Below are 19,271 nucleotides of genomic sequence, written 5' to 3' on the forward strand. Positions count from 1 at the left end.
GTTATGAGCAATCTAGCTAGTCAATTAAGAGAAGGTACAAAACAATCTCACACAATGGCAGAAAATACGGCATATATGAAGTGTTTTCTCAAAGGGATTGTGGAAAAAGAACCTTTCCGTAAGTTAATTGCTAATTTATATTTTGTTTACAGCACCCTCGAAGCAGAACTATTAAGACACCGAGATCATCCAGTAGTTGGGTTGATTTATTTTCCCGAACTAAATCGCAAAGCTAGCTTAGAAAAAGATTTAGCTTTTTATTATGGTGATAATTGGTCTAATGAAATTGTTCCTTCCGAAGCTGGTAAAGTTTATGTCGATCGCATCAAAGAAATATCTAATAGCGACCCTGCCTTGTTAGTGGCTCATTCCTACGTGCGCTATATGGGGGATCTTTCTGGAGGACAGGCATTAAAAAAAATTATCCGTTCTGCCCTGAATTTACCAGAAGACCAAGGAACTAATTTCCATCAATTTGATGCTTTTCCCTCCGTAGAAGCCAGAAGGGGATTTAAAGGCAGATATCGCGATGCTTTGAATGCTTTACCAGTTGATAATGAATTAATTGAGAAGATTGTCGCTGAAGCTAACGCTGCTTTTGCCCTCAACCGTGATGTGATGCACGCTTTAGAACTAGAAGTGAAAGCTGCTATCGGCGATCATGTCTTCGATCTTATTACTCGTCAAGATATTCCAGGTGCTACAGAACGCTCTCCAGGTAATGGTTCTGTGGAATTGATGAACGTAGAGTAATTGATTCGCTCTGTCATTTGTTATTAGTCATTGGTCATTAGTGTTCAATATAGACAAAAGACCAATGACAACTACGATAAAAATTTTCCGTTTTATAGAAAGTTAATTATTTACAGTACACAATAAGATGAAAGTTGCTGATTTATCCGTTCAATTTAATTCCACTCTTTTACAAAAATACGATAAACCTCTACCTCGTTATACCAGTTACCCTCCTGCCACCCAATTAAGTTCTGATTTTAACGAACATAACCTTCTCGCTATTATTGGCGTTGGTAATTATAAACAAACTCCCATTTCCCTATATTGTCACATTCCTTTTTGTGAAACTCCCTGTTATTTTTGCGGTTGCAATACTGTTATTACTCAAAACAAGGCGTTTGCAGAACGTTATTTAGAATATCTCGCTCGCGATATCGAACAGACTGCATCTTTAATTGATTCTAAAAGAACGGTACATCAACTTCATTGGGGTGGTGGTACGCCTAACTATTTGAATTTGTCACAAATCGAGTTTTTGTGGAATAAGCTCAATCAACATTTTAGTCTTGATTGCAATGCGGAAGTTTCTATTGAAATTAATCCGAGATTTATAGATCGCAACTATATTTACGTTCTTAAAAGTTTGGGTTTTAACCGCATTAGCTTTGGTATTCAAGATTTTAACCCCCAAGTGCAAGCAGCAATCAATCGGGTACAGCCAGAAGAGATGTTGTTTGATGTCATGGACTCCATTAGATCCGCAGGTTTTGAAAGTGTCAATGTGGATCTGATCTATGGTTTACCCTATCAGACGTTAGCTACCTTTAGAGAAACCATCCGCAAGACAATTAAACTCAATCCAGATCGCATAGCTGTCTTTAATTTTGCCTACGTACCTTGGTTAAAACCAGTACAGAAAAATCTGCCTGTGGAAGCTTTGCCTTCTGCTGCTGAAAAACTGGCAATTTTCCACATGACAATTGATGAATTGACCAATAATGGTTATGTCTATATCGGCATGGATCACTTTGCTAAACCCGATGATGAACTTGCAGTGGCACAACATCAAGGCGAACTACACCGTAATTTCCAAGGTTACACCACCAAACCCGAATCGGATCTATTTGGTTTTGGCATGACCTCCATTAGTATGCTTAATGATGTTTACGTCCAAAATCAGAAACGCATCAAAGATTATTATCGGGCGATCGATCAAGGAAAATTACCTATTGAAAAGGGTGTGAGTCTCAGTCGCGATGACATTCTCCGTCGCACCGTAATTATGGAATTAATGTGTCAGTTTTGTCTTTCCCAATACGATTTAGAGGAAAAATATCATCTCGGTTTCGATCTCGATTTTGACAGCTATTTTAGTTCCGAAATTTGCGAACTAAAAGCCTTAGAAGCCGATGGCTTAATTAAGGTTTTTGATGATGGTATTGAGGTAACACCCACGGGAAGATTATTAATTAGAAATATTGCCTCGGTTTTTGATACCTATCTCACCAGACATGGCGATAAGCCTGACGGCATGGCTTCGCTACGCTCTTTTTCTAAATCGATTTGATCCTTTAAAGCTTTGAATATGATTTGAAATTATGGAGCGATCGCATTGACTCTCGCTCATTTCTACCATCAGGCGATCACACTGACTTTCAATCATCTCTACAATAGAGCGATCGCATCTACTCTCAATCATCTCTACCATCGGGCGATCATGCTGATTCTCAATTAAATCTATAATCGGGCGATCGCAATAATTAGAATATTGCTTGTTTTAAAATTAAGAAAGCTATGTTGTAACATTAAGAGCAAAACAGCTTAGTCCTCACATAACATTTATGAACACTAAAAATATTACAATTCGGGTTAATGCTGAAGTTGCCCGTATATTTGAAACTGCCTCAGAAGAACAACGCCGTAAACTGGAAGCCTTGCTAAGTCTAAAACTTAGTGATGCAACTCGAAACAAAAGAACACTTGAAGAAGTTATGAGTGAAATTAGTCAAAACGCCCAAGCACGAGGCTTAACTCCAGAAATTTTAAATTCACTTCTCAATGAGTAATCGAGTGCGTTATGTTTTCGATACAAATGTAATTATTAGTGCGCTTCTCTTTAAAAATAGCAAACCTGCTCAAGCTTTCCAATACACTTTGGCAAACGGAGAAATATTACTATCCCTCGATCTGTTAGAGGAATTAAATGAGGTACTGGGACGTAAAAAATTCAACAAATATGTGACAAACGAGGAAAGAGAGGAGTTTTTAGAAGCGTTAATTGAGCGAGCAGTTTTGATTGAAATAGTCGAAAATGTCCAAGAGTGTCGCGATCCGAAAGACGATAAGGTTTTGGAGTTAGCATTAAACGGAGAGGCACATTACATCATAACTGGCGATCGCTATTTACTCGTACTGAATCCCTTTCGTAATGTAAGAGTAATTACAGTAGAAGATTTTTTGAAGACAATTTAAAGCTATGTTATTGCCTGTTCTCAACTTTAAAGAACGATCCCACTAACTCTCAATTATCTCTACAATCGGTGCGATCGCCTAAACTACAGAGCATTAGCCTATAATCAGAAATAAAAACCAAAGATAACAATGACAGAAATTGTATTTTTAGTAGAAGACGATCCAGAAGTCGGCTATACAGCTAGAGCTTTAGGAGAATCTATCTTTACTCAAGCAGAAGATATAGAAAGCCTTAAAGAAATGATTCGTGATGCGGTAGATTGTCATTTTGAAGCTGAAGAAAAACCCAAAATAATTCGCTTACATATTGTTCGCGATGAGGTTATTGCTTCGTGAAGTTACCACGAGATATATCAGGTAAAGATTTAATTAAGACTCTTTCTCGCCTTGACTATCAAGTCACTCGCCAGACAGGTAGTCATATCAGATTAACAACTCAACGAAACGGAAAACATAGTATTACTATTCCCGCACACGATCCAATCAAACTAGGAACTCTCAATGGGATTTTACGAGGTATTGGCGAGCATCACAAACTGGATCGCGATCGATTAATCGTAATTTTGTTTGAATAGTATTTTAAGAAGAACTACAAAAAGCAATCTCTCAATCATTTCTATAATCGGGCGATCGCAAGTTTTAAGTTCAATTTATGTCAACGCTCGCAGCATCCAAGCAGTTTTTTCGTGAATACGCATTCGATCTGAAACCAATGAAGCTGTTGATTCATCATTAGCTTCTTGAGCAGTTACTAAAACCTCACGACAGGTTTTTACCACCTGTTGATGACCTTGGGTGAGAATTTCCACCATATCTTTAGCAGCAGGAACACCCTCGACTTCTTTAATCGAACTTAATTCAGCAAAAGACTTATAAGTACCAGGCGCGGGAACGTCTAAAGTGCGGATTCTTTCAGCAACATCATCAACCGCAGTGGCTAGTTCGGTGTAGTGTTCTTCAAACATCAAGTGTAACTCGCGAAACTGGGGACCAGTGACATTCCAATGAAAGTTATGGGATTGTAGATAGAGAGTATAGGAATCTGCTAGCAAACGTTTCAGTCCCTGGGCAATTTTGATGCGGTCTTGTTCTTTGATGCCAATATCAATAGTACTCATATCAATTGCTCCATTCTAATTAGAGTGCTGAAGAATTCTCCATTATTATACGCCAACTTACAAATCTAAAAAAATATAATTTTATGCTTGACTTTTTATATAACCATATAGTTAAATAAAGACATAAAGTTAAAATTGCCTTTAACAATGATTAACCTCGGAATTAAACATTATGACTATATCTCTGCAAGAACGCCAAAGTAACAATCTTTGGGATAAATTTTGTAATTGGATTACCAGCACCAACAACCGTATGTATATTGGTTGGTTTGGGGTACTGATGATTCCCACTTTATTAACGGCAACTATCTGTTTTATCATTGCCTTTATTGCTGCACCTCCTGTAGATATTGATGGTATTCGCGAACCCGTTGCTGGTTCTTTACTCTATGGCAATAACATCATTTCTGCTGCGGTAGTACCTAGCTCTAACGCCATTGGGTTACACTTTTATCCCGTTTGGGAAGCTGCCTCTTTAGATGAATGGTTATACAATGGCGGTCCTTACCAGTTGATTATTTTTCACTTTTTGATTGGTATTTTCTGCTATCTAGGTCGTCAATGGGAATTGTCTTTCCGCTTGGGAATGCGTCCCTGGATTTGTATTGCTTACAGCGCACCTGTTGCTGCTGCGACTGCGGTACTTTTGGTTTACTCTATCGGACAGGGTTCTTTTTCTGATGGTATGCCTTTAGGAATCAGTGGTACATTTAATTTCATGTTTGTTTTGCAAGCAGAACACAATGTGCTGATGCACCCCTTTCATATGCTTGGTGTTGCTGGTGTCTTTGGTGGAGCGTTGTTTTCTGCCATGCACGGTTCTTTGGTAACTTCTTCTCTAGTAAGAGAAACTACTGAAACTGAATCCCAAAACTACGGTTACAAATTCGGTCAAGAAGAAGAAACCTATAATATAGTTGCTGCTCATGGTTATTTTGGCAGATTGATCTTCCAATATGCCTCCTTTAATAACTCTCGTTCCTTGCACTTCTTCTTAGGTGCTTGGCCCGTAGTTGGTATCTGGTTTGCTGCGATGGCTGTATGCTGTTTTGCCTTTAACCTCAATGGTTTTAACTTCAACCAATCTGTTTTAGATGCTCAAGGTCGAGTAGTTAATACCTGGGCGGATGTTTTAAACCGTGCTGGTTTGGGAATCGAAGCTATGCACGAACGTAATGTCCATAACTTCCCCCTAGACTTAGCTAGCGGAGACAGCCAACCTGTAGCTTTAGTTGCCCCTGCTGTTCACAGCTAATTGGTTATCAATTGCGTTCATGCTAATTTTCCTCTAACTTCCTTCTAATAATTTAAGCAACCCAAGTTTTAATTACTTTAATTACTTCGGGTTGCTTTTTTATCGCTAATTAACTATATAATTATTTAAAGTATAATTTTGAATTAGCGATCGCTTTTAATACTGCTATTCAACAGTTAAATAACAACATATTATGACCACACTTCCACCGCTTCGTATTGGTAAATATCTTGCTCCCTACCCAATTATTCAAGGAGGTATGGGGATTAGAATTTCTGGTGCAAATCTTGCTAGTGCTGTAGCCAATGCTGGCGGTATTGGTATTATTTCGGCAGTTTGCTTAGGACTCAATTCTCCTTATTACCAAAAAGGTAATTTATTTAAAGCTAATCGTTTGGCATTAATCGATGAAATAACAAAAGCTCGTCAACTCAGTCCCCAGGGTATTATCGGGATCAATGTCATGGTAGCGGTAAGGGATTACGAAACTTTAGTTCGTACTGCTGCCGAATCTGGTATCGATTTAATTATTTCTGGTGCGGGATTACCCTTGCACCTACCTGAATATACTGCTGACTATCCCGATGTGGCATTAGTACCGATTATTTCCAGTACCCGTGCTGCTAAAGTCATCTGTCGGAAATGGGAACGTCAATATAAACGCTTACCCGATGCTTTTGTAGTGGAAAATCCCAATCGAGCAGGGGGTCATTTAGGAGCAAAATATGGAGAATTATCCAGTTCCAAACTAGAAGCCGAGCAAGTCATCCCTGAATTAGTCAACTATCTACAAAATGAATTGGGACAAGACATTCCCGTAATTGCTGCGGGAGGAATTTGGGATCGTTATGATATAGACCGAGTATTAGCTTTGGGAGCTAGTGGAGTGCAAATCGGCACGCGCTTTATAACTACCGATGAATGCGATGCAGATCTTCGCTACAAAGAATTTCATCTCAATGCCCGTCCCGAAGATGTGGCAATTGTCCCATCTCCTGTAGGGATGCCAGGCAGAGCTTTACACAATCAATTTGTGGAAAAAGTTTTACAAGATTCTCCAGATTTAGATAAAAAATGTCTGGCTAACTGTTTGCAAGTATGTCGCTGTCGGGATACTCAAGAAACTTACTGTATTGTTCGCGCTTTAGATCGGGCTGCTCGCGGTAATGTAGAAGAAGGTTTAATTTTTGCTGGTACTAATGCAGGACGTGCGGAAAAGATCGTCCCTGTCAAAGAGCTAATGGCAGAATTGATTGCTAATTCTAATTAAATCTAATGGTAAATTCTCCAGATGACTGGCAAACTCTAGAACGTTTTGTAGAAATCCGTTCGTCTTGGCTGACTTTAATTGGTGAAAAACTACAAGACGAACAACAACGAATATTAGATTACTGGCGAGTTGAAAAAGCTGATTCGGTGGTAATTGTTACGATACAAAGCGATCGCTTTATCTTGCCCAAACCTGCTTATCGTCCTGGTGTAGGAAAGACTACCCTGGATTTTCCAGGGGGTAGAGTTTTACCCGAACAAACAACCGTCGAGGCTTCTAAAATTATTCTCCAGCGAGAATTAGATATCAAAGAATCAGATATTACCAGTCTTGAACCTTTAAATCAAACTGGCTGGGCAATTAATAGTTCTTTTTCCAATCAAAAACTTTTCGGTTTCGTCGCCGAAATTGACTCTCAAACTATCGTTAATCCTGAGAAATTGACATCAATTACTTATATCAATACTGCCAGTGGCATCAACAATTTACTCCAAGACCTAACTTGTCTTCAATGTCGCGCTGTGTTGTTAGAGTGGCAACAAAGTATTTGATATTTCAAACTTATTTCTTGGAAGGACTAAAAGCACTTAATCGTTTGAATTGATCGGCTTTTTGCTGCATCCGTTGGTACAGGCGATCGCAAACTAACTCGCATAGCTCGAAAATCATCGGGTCTTGAATTTCATAATAAACAGCTACCCCTTGAGGTTTACGGGATAAAATTTCGGCTTCGGTAAGCATTTTGAGATGTTTGGATAAATTTGCCTGTCCCAAACCAGTAGCTTCCCCTATCTCACTGACATTCATCGCTCCTTCTCTCAAGCAGCTTAAGATTTGCAGCCGACTAATTTCTGATAGCACTTTAAAATAATCGGCAACTGGGGCAAGATATTCGGTGGGTTTTGCTGTCTTGTCGCGAGAGTCAGTTTTGGGCATGGACAAAATAAAGATAATTTTTATATTATATATAACTATATAGTATTCTAACAAAAAAGTAAAAGATTGAAAACTATGCTGGTATTGATACTGGCATAGTTTTCTAACCAGTAAAATTACTCTGGCTCAACACTAACAACTTTGCCCCGAAACACAATATAGTTATAGATGTTGTAAGCTAGCATGATCGGAATTAAAAAACCGATGAAAATAATCATAAACACCAGAGAGCTAGGACTGGCAGCAGCTTGGTAAATTGTAATTTTAGTCGGGATGATGTAGGGAAAGATAACTAATCCCAAGCCCACAAAGGAAACCAGAAACAGCAATAAAGTCCAAACAAACGGTCTTCTTTCCTGCTTTAAATAAAGACTTCTGAGCAACAAAAAGATTAATAAAGCTCCCAATAAAGGAATTAAGGCAAAGATATAGACAAGAGGTGGGTCAAACAATCTGGCTCTAGCACCTTCAGAAAAGATGGGCGTGGTAATAGTAAGATACACTGCACCGATAAATGTCGTCACCGCCGAAATTCTCGCAGTCCAATAATGAGTAGTTTGTAAATCTCTCTCTGTTTTGGTGATGAGATAGGTCGAACCAATCAAGACATAACCTTGAATCAAGGTCAAAGCGGTCAAAAAAGAACGCCAACTCAACCAGTCCCAAGTTCCACCGATAAAGCTGCCAGCATCATCTACCGCAATACCTTGTAAGATTCCGCCCAAGGCAAAACCCTGTCCCAATGCAGCTAAAAAACTACCACCACCAAAGGCAATATTCCAAAATATTTTAGTTTTGGCATTTTCCCGAAATTCAAAAGCGACAGCGCGAAAAATTAAACCAAAGATCATCACCATCACGGGAATATATAAAGCCTGGAGAATCGTGCCGTAAGCTAGAGGAAACGCGCCAAATAAAGCACCCCCCATCAAAACCAACCAAGTTTCATTGGCATCCCAAACATTGCCCAAACTGGTCATTAACATTCCACGACGTTCTTCGGTGGAGGCGGTAATCGAGAGAATCCCCACCCCCAAATCGAATCCATCCAACATTACATAGAGAAATAAAAACAGTGCCAAAACGGCAAACCAAACCTGTGGTAAAAAATATTGCAGAGATTCCATAATTTCCAATAATTACTGTTGAGCTTCGACAGGACGGCTATCGGGAAGATGTTCGGCTGGGGTGGTATCTAAATCTTCCGCAATTTCCTCTCCTGGTACGGGTAGATCGAAGTTGGGTCCAAGACGAATAATCCGACTGCCAAAATAAAGAGCGAAAACGAATAAAAGACTGTAAACAACGGCAAAAGCAGTCAGAGAAGTCAAAACATTACTAGCAGGTAACTGCGAAGCTGCATCAACGGTGCGAATTTCTCCATAGACTGTCCAGGGTTGCCTGCCCACACAACGCACGATCCAACCTGATTCCACGGCAATATAACCCAATGGTGCAGCTAAAAGCCAAATTCTTAGCAGCCAACGTTGTTGGGTAATATTTTCTGGTGAGAGTTTGCCACGCAACCATTGTAAGACTGTGATCGTCATCAAACCTGCCAGGAAAAAGCCGATCGCGATCATGATTCTTAAGGCATAGTAAATTAAACCAATCTGATGGGGTCGATCTTCTGGTGAGTATTCTTTTAAGCCTAATACGGGCGCAGATAATTGAGGTTTAATTTCCAGAATGTAACTCAACAACCCAGGAATAGAAATTTCCCAGTCATTTTGTTCCGCTTTGTCATTAGGCAGAGCGATCGCACTCCAAGCAGGAGATGTTCCCGCAGGAATTGTCTCCCACTGAGCTTCCATTGCAGCCAGTTTTGTAGGCTGATGGTGGTAAACTTGTTCGCCACTTAAATGTCCGATATAAATTTGTAGGGGAGTAACGGCGATCGCGATCGCCAAAACGATTTTGAAAGATAAAGCAAAAAATTCTGAATTCCGTTGATTGAGAATATACCAAGCACTAATTCCGCCAATTACAAATAAAGAAGTCTCCAATGTCGCAAAGAACATATGGAGGACACTATTGAGCATGAAAGGATTAAAGATGAGAGCGTAACAAAATTGCATGAAAAAGAAACTTTATGATATGCTCGTTATCAGTTGTAGAAATCAAGAGAGAGCATGGAATTTGAATTGAGGATAGTAGTAGAAAAGGTTGCAATCAGTACTCAAGAAGTTGTCGAGTGCAATATGCTCAAAGTATACGATATCGAAGCACCTCAATCTATCCTAGAACTTGGATTGCGACATACAGAACAAATATCATTATTGTCCAAGGTTCAAAACTCGGTTCTAGCAGAACAATGTAAACTAATCCGCAAAGATCACAAGACTTGTCCTAACTGTGGTGGAAAGCTGGGTCGTAATGGAACTACAAAATCCAAATTTCACGCTGTTTTCAGTGACCATCAATTGACGATCCAAAAACATCGCTGTCAAAACCCAGATTGTCGTTGGCAGCAATCTTCTACTACGAATGCAGTGTTTGGCACCAATATTCATCCAGATTTAGCTAAATTACAATGCGAACAAGGAGCTAATTTCAGTTATCGACAAGCACAAGAGAACCTGGAAAAGATCAACACTTGTCATCGCCCCATCAATAATCATACTCAAATTAGTCGTCTGACTTCACAGGTGGGAGAAATGCTCTCAAAGCAAAATTTAATTACACCCGAACCAGAAGAATGTGCCGAGGCATCAAAGGAGATCATTCTACAAGTGGATGGGGGACATATTCCGATTAAAGAGAAACAGAAAAGAAGCTTTGAGGCTCTGTTTGCAGTTACTTATCGCCCTGAAAATCTGCAACCAGTTGATGAGAATCATCGCCAAATAGTGGATAAATCTTGTGCCATATCTGCCCAAGAAGACAATCTCGAAATGATGAAAACTTATGTTCTAAATACGGCACTCAAACAAGGACTTAACACCAAAACTCTGGTGACAGCATTAGCTGATGGAGCAAAGAATTGTTGGTCAGTGATTCAAGCTCTTAAACCTCATTGTCGTGACATTGAAGCTATTTTGGATTGGTTTCACATTGGTAAAAAGTTTCAAAATGTACTGAATGGATTAGACGCAACCAATCAAGAATCACTAGAGAATGCCAAATGGAAACTATGGCATGGTCAAGCAACAGAAGCAATCGAAAAGCTGGAAACATTAAGGAGGCAAATTACAGACGAGAAACAAAAAAATAAACTCAAAGGATTAAAGGATTATCTTCTACGGAATCAAGAATATCTCATCAATTATGAGCAACGGAAACAATCAAATCAAACTTTTACCTCTCAAGTGGCAGAATCTCATATTGATACTGTAATTAATGCCCGTCATAAGAGAGATGGCAAAATGCAGTGGAGTCGAGTGGGAGCGCATAATGTGCTACAAATCAGGGCAGCAATGATTTCTCAGCAATGGCAACATCATTGGCAAAGAACTGTACTTCCTGCTTTGGGAATAGTAGCATAAAATACTATTCCATGCAAATTTGTTACGCCAGCCATGCTATTTGGTCTCCATCCCTTGGCGGGGATGGGCAGAGTAGAGGTAATTAATGTCTGGCTAACACCGCAATTAGGAAATTCGCCTTTCTCTACCAAAATCAAACAGGGTAATCTCAATCTAACTATGTTGATGGCATTACGACTCCATCGCAGTTGGCAGGGTTCTTTAAATTTGATTACCGTCGTAGCCGATACAGAAGAGGTTAAAGCAGCACAACAATACATCAAAGAACTACGAGATCTCGCCCGCATACCCCATCGTGCTAAAACCTTTGTGCTGGTAGGAACATTTATAGACTGTCTCACCCAAGCACCCCAGTCGGATATGGACTTTGTAGGACTGACCTTAGAACCAGATTTTGAATTTATTAATCGAATGATTAAAATCACGGGTTCTTCCTGTCTATTTTTCCGCGATTCTGGTAACGAAAGTGCGATTGCTTAATTGGTTAGTAGTTAATACTCCTAACTTCAATAAATTTCTTATAATGAAAGTAGGAAAGCCGTCCTGTATTAGGAGGAGGGCATAATGAAAAACAGAGCTTTTATCCACGATTCGCTCGAAACTTTACTAGTAGCGTTAATTATTGGCTTGCTAACAGTTTGGGCAGTCAAGGCAGAAAATAAACCAGATGTAGGTGTTCTCAACGGACTGTTTACACCAACACAGTCGGAAAGATTTTTTGAAACTGGTAGAGAAGATTTTGAACGGGAAATCGAAATATTTACTCATCCAGAGAAATATTGGCACGACGATCTGTTGCAAATAGATTCCGAATCAATCGAACAGATGAATCGAGGTCAGTTTGATTCTGATTATGACTGGGATAATTCGATCCGTGAATTGCGTATAGACATCATCGAACATTAAGTAAGGGCGATCGCCTCTAACCCTAACCTACACAACTATCAAGCGTCCTCTAAAAATAGATTTTTTTGTGAGGGAGTTTACTATGAGAAAAACTAAAATTATTATTGCTTTGGGTCTGACTAGTTTAATTACTTGGCGTTGCTGAATAAAGAGTGGATTTGTTAAAAAGAAAGAGTACAGAAAACTCTTTTGATAAATATGAAATGTCCTCGTTGTCAATCTGATAATATCCGAAAAGATGGTCATGCAAATGGAAAACAAAGATGGGAATGTAAAGACTGTGGTCGTATTTTTCGTGACTCTTATTCCAGTAGAGGTTATCATCCTCAAGTCAAGGAAATTTGCCTGACTATGTACCTTAATGGCATGGGATTCCGAGGCATTGAAAGAGTCACAGGAATTCACCACACAACGATTATAAACTGGGTCAAAGAATCGGGAGAAGAGTTACCTGAAGACGAATCTGGAGAACCAGAGTTTGCCGAACTGGATGAACTTCAGACTTATATTGGTCGTAAAACCGATAAGATATGGATTTGGACTGCTATTAATCATCTTGCTCCAGGTATTGTAGCAATAGAAATCGGTGATCGAAGCGGTCAAACTTTTGATAAACTTTGGCAGAGAATTAAAATCTGGGATAGTCGGAAGTATTTTACCGATGGATACTGTATCTACGCAATTTATATTCCGCCCTTTAAGCATCAAGTATTACCAAAAACTAAATTGACTAGAGTAGAGGGAGAAAATACTAGATTAAGACATTATTTAGCTAGACTACATCGAGCGACATTATGTTACTCAAAATCAATCCAAATGTTAAAGTATTCGGTTCGGCTTTTAATGCATTATTTAAGATTTAAACGAGTGCCTATTCTAGCATAATCCACTTCTTATTCAGCAACGCCCTGAGTTTAAGACATTTACCCATCCTACTTTTTACTACCAACAACTAATTATTATTAACTGACGTTACGCGATAATCTATTTGTAAGGATAGGTAAAAGGTAAAAGGTAAAAGGTAAAAGGTAAAAGGGGTAGATTGATCGTTACCTTTTAAATCCTCTAAAATTTAACGCTGCGGTCAAGAGATCATATAAACCCTTAACCCTTTCCCAGCCTTCGCAGATTAATGAGTGCGTAACATCAGTTATTAAGATTGCAGCTTTAATCTTCCTACCTATTAACCACTAAGTAAAAAAATCATCACAAATTTCTCAAAGTCTTTAATTAAATTTAAGCTAGAACAACTGGGAGAATAAAAATGCTCTACTGGAACGTACTAATCAAAGTGCAAAAACATAACTTTAGCCCAGCATATTTACTATTGGAAAAACTGGGCAGAGTCTATCAAAGCGATTTCGAGGATTTGTTACTCGTCAAGGTTGAGAGTATTCCGCAGTTTTTGGCAGAGTGCGATCGCGCCTTTAAAAAAGATGCCCACTTACTAAATCTGTTTGAACGGATCGTTCCCGTTACCAAAACTTTTGATTTTCAATCGCAAGAAGAATTTGAAACTCAAGCCAAAGAAATAGTCATGGATTGGATACCTATGTTGGCAGATAAAAAGTTCTATGTGAGGATGCACCGTATTGGTTTTAAAGACCGTATAGATCGCCACGAGGAGGAAACTTTTCTCGATTTAGTAATTTTGCAAGAGTTAGAAAATATCGGCAAACCAGGACAAATCGGTGGTGTCGATCCCGATATGATTGTGGCGGTAGAAACCGTAACCGAACGAGCGGGATTGGCTTGTTGGACTCGCCAGGATTTACAAGCTTATCCTTGGTTGGGTTCGGGATTGCTAGTCCCTCAGTAGATATCCTTGATAAGCTGCGAACACAGGTTAATTTGGTTTATTTAGGGATATTTTGCTGTTTTTTCGTATTTCTTAACCTAAAATTACAAAACAGTTAAGTAGTTGCACTTAAGATAATTGCAGGAAGTATTTTTATTTTTACAGATCGCAATTAAATTTATAGTGCAGTCAAATCAGTTTTTCTCCTTGTCACAGATAATCGATCGCCAGCCGTTAACCGTCAGCCCTAGTACTCCTCTATCGGAGGCTGTCAGACTAATGCAGGATAGGGGTAATAGCTGTAGGGTAAGCAGTTCTGAGGATACTGCTGCTAGCAATAGTAGCTGCGTGCTAATTGTAGAAGACAATCGGCTACTGGGCATCTTTACCGAACGAGATTTGGTTAAGCTGATTGCCAGGGAAATCGATCTGACGAAGATGGCAGTCGAACAAGCCATGAGCAAAGAGGTAGTGGCGTTAACCTACACTGGTACTGAGGATATTTTTGCAGCATTAAACCTGCTGCGATCGCATCGCATTCGTCATTTACCGATAATAGATGCGGATAACAATCTGTTGGGTCTAACTACGGTCAAGAATTTACGTCGCAAGCTTCAGCCCGTCAACATGATGAAGTGGCGTAAGGTGATAGAAGTGATGAAGACAGGAGTGATTTATACCGATCCTGAAGATTCACTCAGGCACGTAGCCCAATTGATGGTGGAACACAAAGTAAGCTGTGTGGCAATCTGCGAAACCGTTTCAGAGTCAGATACTGTAAAGCCTTTGGGAATTGTGACCGAACGAGATATCGTCCAGTTTCAGAATCTCGATTTAGATTTGGAACAGCCAGCGCGGGATGTAATGAGTTCGCCCTTGTTTTTGGTTAGTCCCGATGATACCCTGTGGTCGATACACCAACAAATGCAGCAGCATCGCGTTAGACGTTTATTGGTAGGGGGTAGGCAAGGAGAACTAGCAGGAATCGTTACCCAGACTAGTTTGTTACAGGTGTTCGATCCGAGTGAGATGTACGGGGTAATTGAATCGCTACAGCAGCAGGTATGTCAGTTAGAATTGGCACAGACTAAACTCCTAGAAAATCGTCAAGTAGAGTTAGAAACAGAAATTGCAGAACGCACTGCTGCCCTGAGAATTGCCAACCATCAAAGAAAAGCGATCGCCGAACTGGGTCAATATGCTCTAGTAACTCCCAATTTGCCGTTAATTTTAGAAAAAGCGGTTTGCTTAGTCGCCGACACTCTAGAAGTTGAATACTGCAAGGTACTGAAACTATTGCCCGATGATAATCTACTACTTGAGGCAGGAGTAGGCTGGCATGATGGTTTGGTCGGCACTGCTAAATTGGGAATCGAACAGAGTTCTCAGGCGGGCTATACCCTACAGCAGTCTCAACCTGTAGTAGTGGATGATTTGCGTACCGAGACACATTTTGATGGACCTCCTCTTCTAATCGACCATCAGGTAATTAGCGGAATCAGCGTCATTATTGCCGATAGCGGTAAACCTTATGGAGTTTTGGGGACTCATACCACCCAGCAGCGAAATTTTACGACCGATGACGTTAATTTTTTAAGTGCGATCGCTAATATTATCGCCCAAGCCAACGAACGCTTACAGGCAGAAACAGCCCTCAAAGCCAGCGAACAAAAATTTGATAGTATTCTTAATTCTCTTAATGACATCATTTGGTCTGCCGATGCTCGAACTCTCAAATTAACCTATATCAATCAGGCTGCGGAAAAAATCTATGGTTATCCAGTGGCAGAATTTTATCGCAGTGAAAACCTGTGGTTAGAAGTAATACATCCCGACGATCGCGATCGCGTCAGCGAGTTTCCTCATATAGTTGTCGAACGGGGTAGCTGTGAAATGGAATACCGTATCCTACGTCCTGACGGAGAAATACGCTGGTTATTAGACCGCGCTAATCTTACCCGCGATGAAAGCGATCGACCGCTACGTATAGATGGTAACTCTACCGATATTACCGAACGCAAACAGGCAGAAAAGCTGCTCGAAGAAAGTCAAGAACGTTTTGACTTGGCAGTTCGGGGTTCTCGCGATGGTTTGTGGTACTGGAATGTAACTACCAATGAAGTATTTTATGCCCCGCGATTTAAAGCCATGATTGGTTATACCGATGCAGAAATGCCCAATCTATTGGAGGCTTGGTCGTCCAAACTGCATCCAGAAGATCGAGAACCAGTCTTAACAGCAGTGCAGCATCACCTCGAAGATCGTACCCCCTACAACGTTGAGTATCGCTTGCAGACTAAACAAGGGGACTATAGCTGGTTTAATGCCAGAGGTCAGGCAATCTGGAATGAGGACGACGAAGCAATACGCATGGCGGGTTCGATTACCGATATTAGCGATCGCAAACGACGGGAAAGTATTCTCAAAGATATTGCTTCGGGAGTTACTATTCCTATCGGGACAAACTTCTTTTCTTCTTTGGTAGAGTACCTCAGCAAAACACTCAAAATAGATTATGCTTTCATCGGTGAATTAGTTTTTGGGGTGACAAGCATCTGAAAAACCCTTAAGAAATGAGATTTACATTCGAGAAGCTGATTTAAAAAACAACAATGATATAAATTAGTTTAATCTTTTTAGCAAATTAAATAAGTAAAATCAAGAACAACCTCATTCAAGATAATCTCTCAACAAATTGATATGTACTAGGACTTACGCATTGACAGAAAAATTTAAATCTGCGGTATTGGTTTTGGGTATCTATAATTTTGGTTTTTTCACTTTTAGGCGATCGCCACCTTTTAAAAGATGTTTGAAATAAGGCTACAATCACCTATTTTCGTTGTCAAAATATAGTAATTTTGTACGATGCGTAAGTCCTATGTACATTAATCTTAAATAGACAAAATAAAGTAGACTATTTGATAATAACTAAGCCTAAAACTAGAGAATAATTAATTAAAATAGATGCTTAACTAATTGCCGCTAAAACTTTTAATCCTTGTTGATAATACTTGAGCTTATGGCGGTTAATTACCATAAGTTTTTCAACTAAAAACACACAAGAATCCCAAGCAATTACCCAGTTTTGTCCATATAATCCTACTCGAAAATCACTATGTCTTCTATATTTTCTTTGAGCTTCTCTAAGACGAGTAATATACTTTTGATGTCCTTTATTCTTAAAAGACTTGCCTTTTAAAGAAGCTGAAGTATAGGCAATCGCGATTAATAAAATCAAGTTAGTTAATCTCAAGATATTAGCTTTGCTGCCTTCAAGATTGTAACCTCCACTTTTATAATCACGAAACATAGCTTCGATAGCATATCTTTTTTTATAAAGTTCAACCACTTCAGATGCATTATTCAAATTAGTTAGAATAAACCAAGTATCTTTTTCTTGATAGTGACGATAATTTCTCTTTTGATACACTAACAAATTAAATCTACCAAAACCTTTTTGCTTGGTTATGTTGACCTTGTTATATAAAACTTTGACTCCTGGAATTAATTTTAGATCTTTCAGTCTTTCGAGATTTTTCTTGTTTCTTTTTAGATAAATATTATCTTTTTCTCTGAAAGCAAAATAAATAGCTTTCTTGGCTTTTTTATTTTTTTGTTTTAGCCAATAAGATAATTCAACACCATGAAACTCCCTATCTCCTAAAATTACTACTTCGTAGTCAGAAAATAATTTCAATACAGGTCTAATTAAGGCAATTTGTTCGCGAATATTGCTGCTCCCTTTCTTTTCTAAAATCAGCCAATAAATTGGTAAAGCTCGCTTTCTCCACATTACACTAATCATGAAAACATTATTGTCTGACCACTGAGTTCTATCTAGTATTAGAATTAGACGTTTTTCTGATTTAAATTCTTTTTCTACTATTAATTTAATTATGGGAAACCAAAATAGAGATAGGCTTAAAGAGGATAAAACTAAGAATCTCTGAATCTTTTTTCGACGGCTTTCGTAGAGAATTGGCATCGGTAAATAGCTAGCTAATCTCTCTATTCTTACATCTTTTTGTATTTGAAGTAGCCAAATTAATAGCTGTAAAGTTAATATTTGACTCTTAGTTAAATATTTTTCAACCTGAGATTGATGAGCAGAAAAAAAGTCCATGATTGGGATTTTAAAGTCGCGCTTTATTTAACTTTTTTTATCATTAATTGCTCAATTAATTCTGTTCATCAATAATAATTAACGAGAATTGCTATTTTAATAGTTTTTATGTACTAATATGGATTGCTTGGATTTGTTTTAAAAATCACCCTCTCAACTTGTAGACCTTAGTTTAAAAGGGCTTTTCAGATGATTGTCACCCCCAAAAGTGAATTAGTCCAGCCAGAATTAGACCGCATCCAAACTTTAGCTGTATATGACAGCGATCGTATTGTCAGCAATTTTGAATACAATTTGGGGGATGGTCTTTGTGGGAATGTCATCGAACAAGGAATCTGTATCTATCCCACAGCAGTTAGAGAAACATTTCCTCAGATCGAGCCACTAGCAGACATTGGAGCAGAAAGCTATGCAGGAATGCCCATTGTGAGTGAATCGGGGCAACCTTTGGGTTTAATTGCGGTTATCGATCGCAAACCTTTAGAAGATATCTCTTTAATTGAGGAAGTATTAAAGATTTTTGCCTCTCGCGCTACTGCGGATATAGAACGCAAACGAGCAGAAGCAAAAAACCGCGAACAGGCAGCATTACTCGATGTCGCCACCGATGCGATTATGGTTCGGGGCTTAGATAACCAACTGCTGTTTTGGAACAAAGGAGCAGAAAGACTCTATGGCTGGACACAATCAGAAGCTTTAAACCATGATGCTACCGAACTTTTATATCGTACCTCTCTTAATAGATTGGGTGAAATACAGCAGGCTGCAAGAGAAAAAGGGGAATGGCAAGGAGAACTCAAGCAAGTAACCAAAGCAGACAAAGAAATTACCGTTGAAAGTCGCTGGACAATGGTAAGAAATGAGGCAGGCGAACCCAAGTTTTATTTAGTAGTCAATACCGACATTACCGAGCAAAAACAGTTAGAAGCGCAGTTTCTCCGCACCCAACGGCTAGAAAGTTTGGGAACGCTAGCGGGTGGCATTGCTCACGATCTCAATAACATCCTCGCGCCAATTTTGGGCTTTTCTAAACTACTGCCCCTCAAACTACCCGATGTAGACGAGCAAACTAAAGGTTTCTTTGACATTATGCAAACCAACGCCCAACGGGGAACGGCGTTGCTGAATAAGAAGTGGATTATGCTAGAATAGGCACTCGTTTAAATCTTA

At 39.2% G+C, this 19,271-nt stretch carries 21 protein-coding genes and 1 pseudogene; 17 read left to right on the forward strand and 5 right to left on the reverse strand.

Annotated features, from left to right (window positions below; all coding sequences use genetic code 11):
- Nucleotides 1-3 precede the first annotated feature (3 nt).
- The 7 genes from I4641_RS14340 to I4641_RS14365 all read left to right on the forward strand — a co-directional run bounded on the left by I4641_RS14340 (nucleotide 4) and on the right by I4641_RS14365 (nucleotide 3,782).
- Entirely contained in the window at nucleotides 4-753 is a 750-nt protein-coding gene (locus tag I4641_RS14340) for a biliverdin-producing heme oxygenase (protein WP_229641224.1), read from the forward strand.
- Between the two features lie 127 nt (nucleotides 754-880).
- Nucleotides 881-2,302, forward strand: a complete 1,422-nt coding sequence (hemN, locus tag I4641_RS14345) for an oxygen-independent coproporphyrinogen III oxidase (protein ID WP_229641225.1) — start codon at nucleotides 881-883, stop codon at nucleotides 2,300-2,302.
- A gap of 45 nt (nucleotides 2,303-2,347) precedes the next feature.
- Nucleotides 2,348-2,470 carry a hypothetical protein gene (locus tag I4641_RS23835; RefSeq protein ID WP_263858236.1) on the forward strand — a complete coding sequence of 41 codons (123 nt, stop codon included), beginning with the start codon at nucleotides 2,348-2,350 and terminating at the stop codon, nucleotides 2,468-2,470.
- A 106-nt stretch (nucleotides 2,471-2,576) separates the two neighbouring features.
- Nucleotides 2,577-2,801, forward strand: coding sequence for a hypothetical protein (locus I4641_RS14350; RefSeq protein WP_229641226.1), 225 nt, complete (start codon nucleotides 2,577-2,579; stop codon nucleotides 2,799-2,801).
- The gene (locus tag I4641_RS14355; protein ID WP_229641227.1) at nucleotides 2,794-3,207 is read left to right on the forward strand and encodes a putative toxin-antitoxin system toxin component, PIN family; all 414 of its coding nucleotides are present in this window, start codon (nucleotides 2,794-2,796) and stop codon (nucleotides 3,205-3,207) included. Before I4641_RS14350 ends, I4641_RS14355 begins: the two co-directional genes overlap by 8 nt.
- A gap of 129 nt (nucleotides 3,208-3,336) precedes the next feature.
- Nucleotides 3,337-3,543, forward strand: a complete 207-nt coding sequence (locus I4641_RS14360; RefSeq protein ID WP_229641228.1) for a hypothetical protein — start codon at nucleotides 3,337-3,339, stop codon at nucleotides 3,541-3,543.
- Entirely contained in the window at nucleotides 3,540-3,782 is a 243-nt protein-coding gene (locus tag I4641_RS14365; RefSeq protein ID WP_229641229.1) for a type II toxin-antitoxin system HicA family toxin, read from the forward strand. The genes I4641_RS14360 and I4641_RS14365 overlap by 4 nt, the downstream gene beginning before the upstream one ends.
- A 75-nt stretch (nucleotides 3,783-3,857) precedes the next feature.
- On the opposite strand, the gene I4641_RS14370 is transcribed toward I4641_RS14365, so the two are convergent.
- The gene (locus I4641_RS14370; protein WP_229641230.1) at nucleotides 3,858-4,325 is read right to left on the reverse strand and encodes a Dps family protein; all 468 of its coding nucleotides are present in this window, start codon (nucleotides 4,323-4,325) and stop codon (nucleotides 3,858-3,860) included.
- 172 nt (nucleotides 4,326-4,497) lie between these two features.
- Here I4641_RS14370 and psbA point away from each other — a divergent pair, with 172 nt between their 5' ends.
- From psbA to I4641_RS14385, 3 genes are all read left to right on the forward strand, one after another.
- Complete coding sequence (gene psbA / locus I4641_RS14375; RefSeq protein ID WP_229641231.1) at nucleotides 4,498-5,580, forward strand: photosystem II q(b) protein; 1,083 nt, start codon at nucleotides 4,498-4,500, stop codon at nucleotides 5,578-5,580.
- A gap of 193 nt (nucleotides 5,581-5,773) precedes the next feature.
- Nucleotides 5,774-6,850: an NAD(P)H-dependent flavin oxidoreductase gene (locus I4641_RS14380; protein ID WP_229641232.1), complete on the forward strand. Its 1,077-nt coding sequence runs from the start codon at nucleotides 5,774-5,776 to the stop codon at nucleotides 6,848-6,850.
- A gap of 5 nt (nucleotides 6,851-6,855) precedes the next feature.
- Nucleotides 6,856-7,401 (forward strand): NUDIX hydrolase, encoded by a 546-nt coding sequence (locus I4641_RS14385; RefSeq protein ID WP_229641233.1) that lies wholly within the window; start codon nucleotides 6,856-6,858, stop codon nucleotides 7,399-7,401.
- Between the two features lie 10 nt (nucleotides 7,402-7,411).
- On the opposite strand, the gene I4641_RS14390 is transcribed toward I4641_RS14385, so the two are convergent.
- The 3 genes and pseudogenes from I4641_RS14390 to I4641_RS14400 form a co-directional block, all read right to left on the reverse strand.
- Nucleotides 7,412-7,786, reverse strand: a complete 375-nt coding sequence (locus tag I4641_RS14390) for an ArsR/SmtB family transcription factor (RefSeq protein WP_229641234.1) — start codon at nucleotides 7,784-7,786, stop codon at nucleotides 7,412-7,414.
- A 116-nt stretch (nucleotides 7,787-7,902) separates the two neighbouring features.
- A complete protein-coding gene (locus I4641_RS14395; RefSeq protein WP_229641235.1) occupies nucleotides 7,903-8,913 on the reverse strand; it encodes a cytochrome d ubiquinol oxidase subunit II in 1,011 nt (336 codons plus the stop codon).
- 12 nt (nucleotides 8,914-8,925) lie between these two features.
- Nucleotides 8,926-9,843 (reverse strand): annotated as a pseudogene (locus tag I4641_RS14400) (cytochrome ubiquinol oxidase subunit I); the annotation flags it as partial.
- A gap of 75 nt (nucleotides 9,844-9,918) precedes the next feature.
- Between I4641_RS14400 and I4641_RS14405 the strand changes: the two are divergent.
- From I4641_RS14405 to I4641_RS14430, 6 genes are all read left to right on the forward strand, one after another.
- Complete coding sequence (locus I4641_RS14405) at nucleotides 9,919-11,271, forward strand: ISKra4 family transposase (protein ID WP_229641237.1); 1,353 nt, start codon at nucleotides 9,919-9,921, stop codon at nucleotides 11,269-11,271.
- 33 nt (nucleotides 11,272-11,304) lie between these two features.
- On the forward strand, nucleotides 11,305-11,751 hold the full coding sequence (locus tag I4641_RS14410; RefSeq protein WP_229641238.1) for a hypothetical protein: 447 nt from the start codon (nucleotides 11,305-11,307) through the stop codon (nucleotides 11,749-11,751).
- Nucleotides 11,752-11,835: 84 nt separating this feature from the next.
- A complete protein-coding gene (locus I4641_RS14415; RefSeq protein WP_229641239.1) occupies nucleotides 11,836-12,177 on the forward strand; it encodes a hypothetical protein in 342 nt (113 codons plus the stop codon).
- A 198-nt stretch (nucleotides 12,178-12,375) separates the two neighbouring features.
- A complete protein-coding gene (locus I4641_RS14420) occupies nucleotides 12,376-13,062 on the forward strand; it encodes an IS1 family transposase (RefSeq protein WP_229641240.1) in 687 nt (228 codons plus the stop codon).
- Between the two features lie 379 nt (nucleotides 13,063-13,441).
- On the forward strand, nucleotides 13,442-13,996 hold the full coding sequence (locus I4641_RS14425) for a THUMP domain-containing protein (RefSeq protein ID WP_229641241.1): 555 nt from the start codon (nucleotides 13,442-13,444) through the stop codon (nucleotides 13,994-13,996).
- 162 nt (nucleotides 13,997-14,158) lie between these two features.
- Nucleotides 14,159-16,534 (forward strand): CBS domain-containing protein, encoded by a 2,376-nt coding sequence (locus I4641_RS14430; RefSeq protein ID WP_229641242.1) that lies wholly within the window; start codon nucleotides 14,159-14,161, stop codon nucleotides 16,532-16,534.
- Nucleotides 16,535-16,946: 412 nt separating this feature from the next.
- Here the strand turns inward: I4641_RS14430 and I4641_RS14435 are convergent, their stop codons facing one another.
- Nucleotides 16,947-18,101 carry an IS4 family transposase gene (locus I4641_RS14435; protein ID WP_229641243.1) on the reverse strand — a complete coding sequence of 385 codons (1,155 nt, stop codon included), beginning with the start codon at nucleotides 18,099-18,101 and terminating at the stop codon, nucleotides 16,947-16,949.
- Between the two features lie 189 nt (nucleotides 18,102-18,290).
- On the opposite strand from I4641_RS14435, the gene I4641_RS14440 reads away from it, so the two are divergent.
- On the forward strand, nucleotides 18,291-19,253 hold the full coding sequence (locus I4641_RS14440) for a PAS domain S-box protein (protein WP_229641244.1): 963 nt from the start codon (nucleotides 18,291-18,293) through the stop codon (nucleotides 19,251-19,253).
- The last annotated feature ends 18 nt before the right edge of the window (nucleotides 19,254-19,271 follow it).

The sequence above is a fragment of the Waterburya agarophytonicola KI4 genome (genome assembly GCF_020640915.1).
GTDB classification, from domain to species: Bacteria; Cyanobacteriota; Cyanobacteriia; order Cyanobacteriales; family Xenococcaceae; genus Waterburya; species Waterburya agarophytonicola.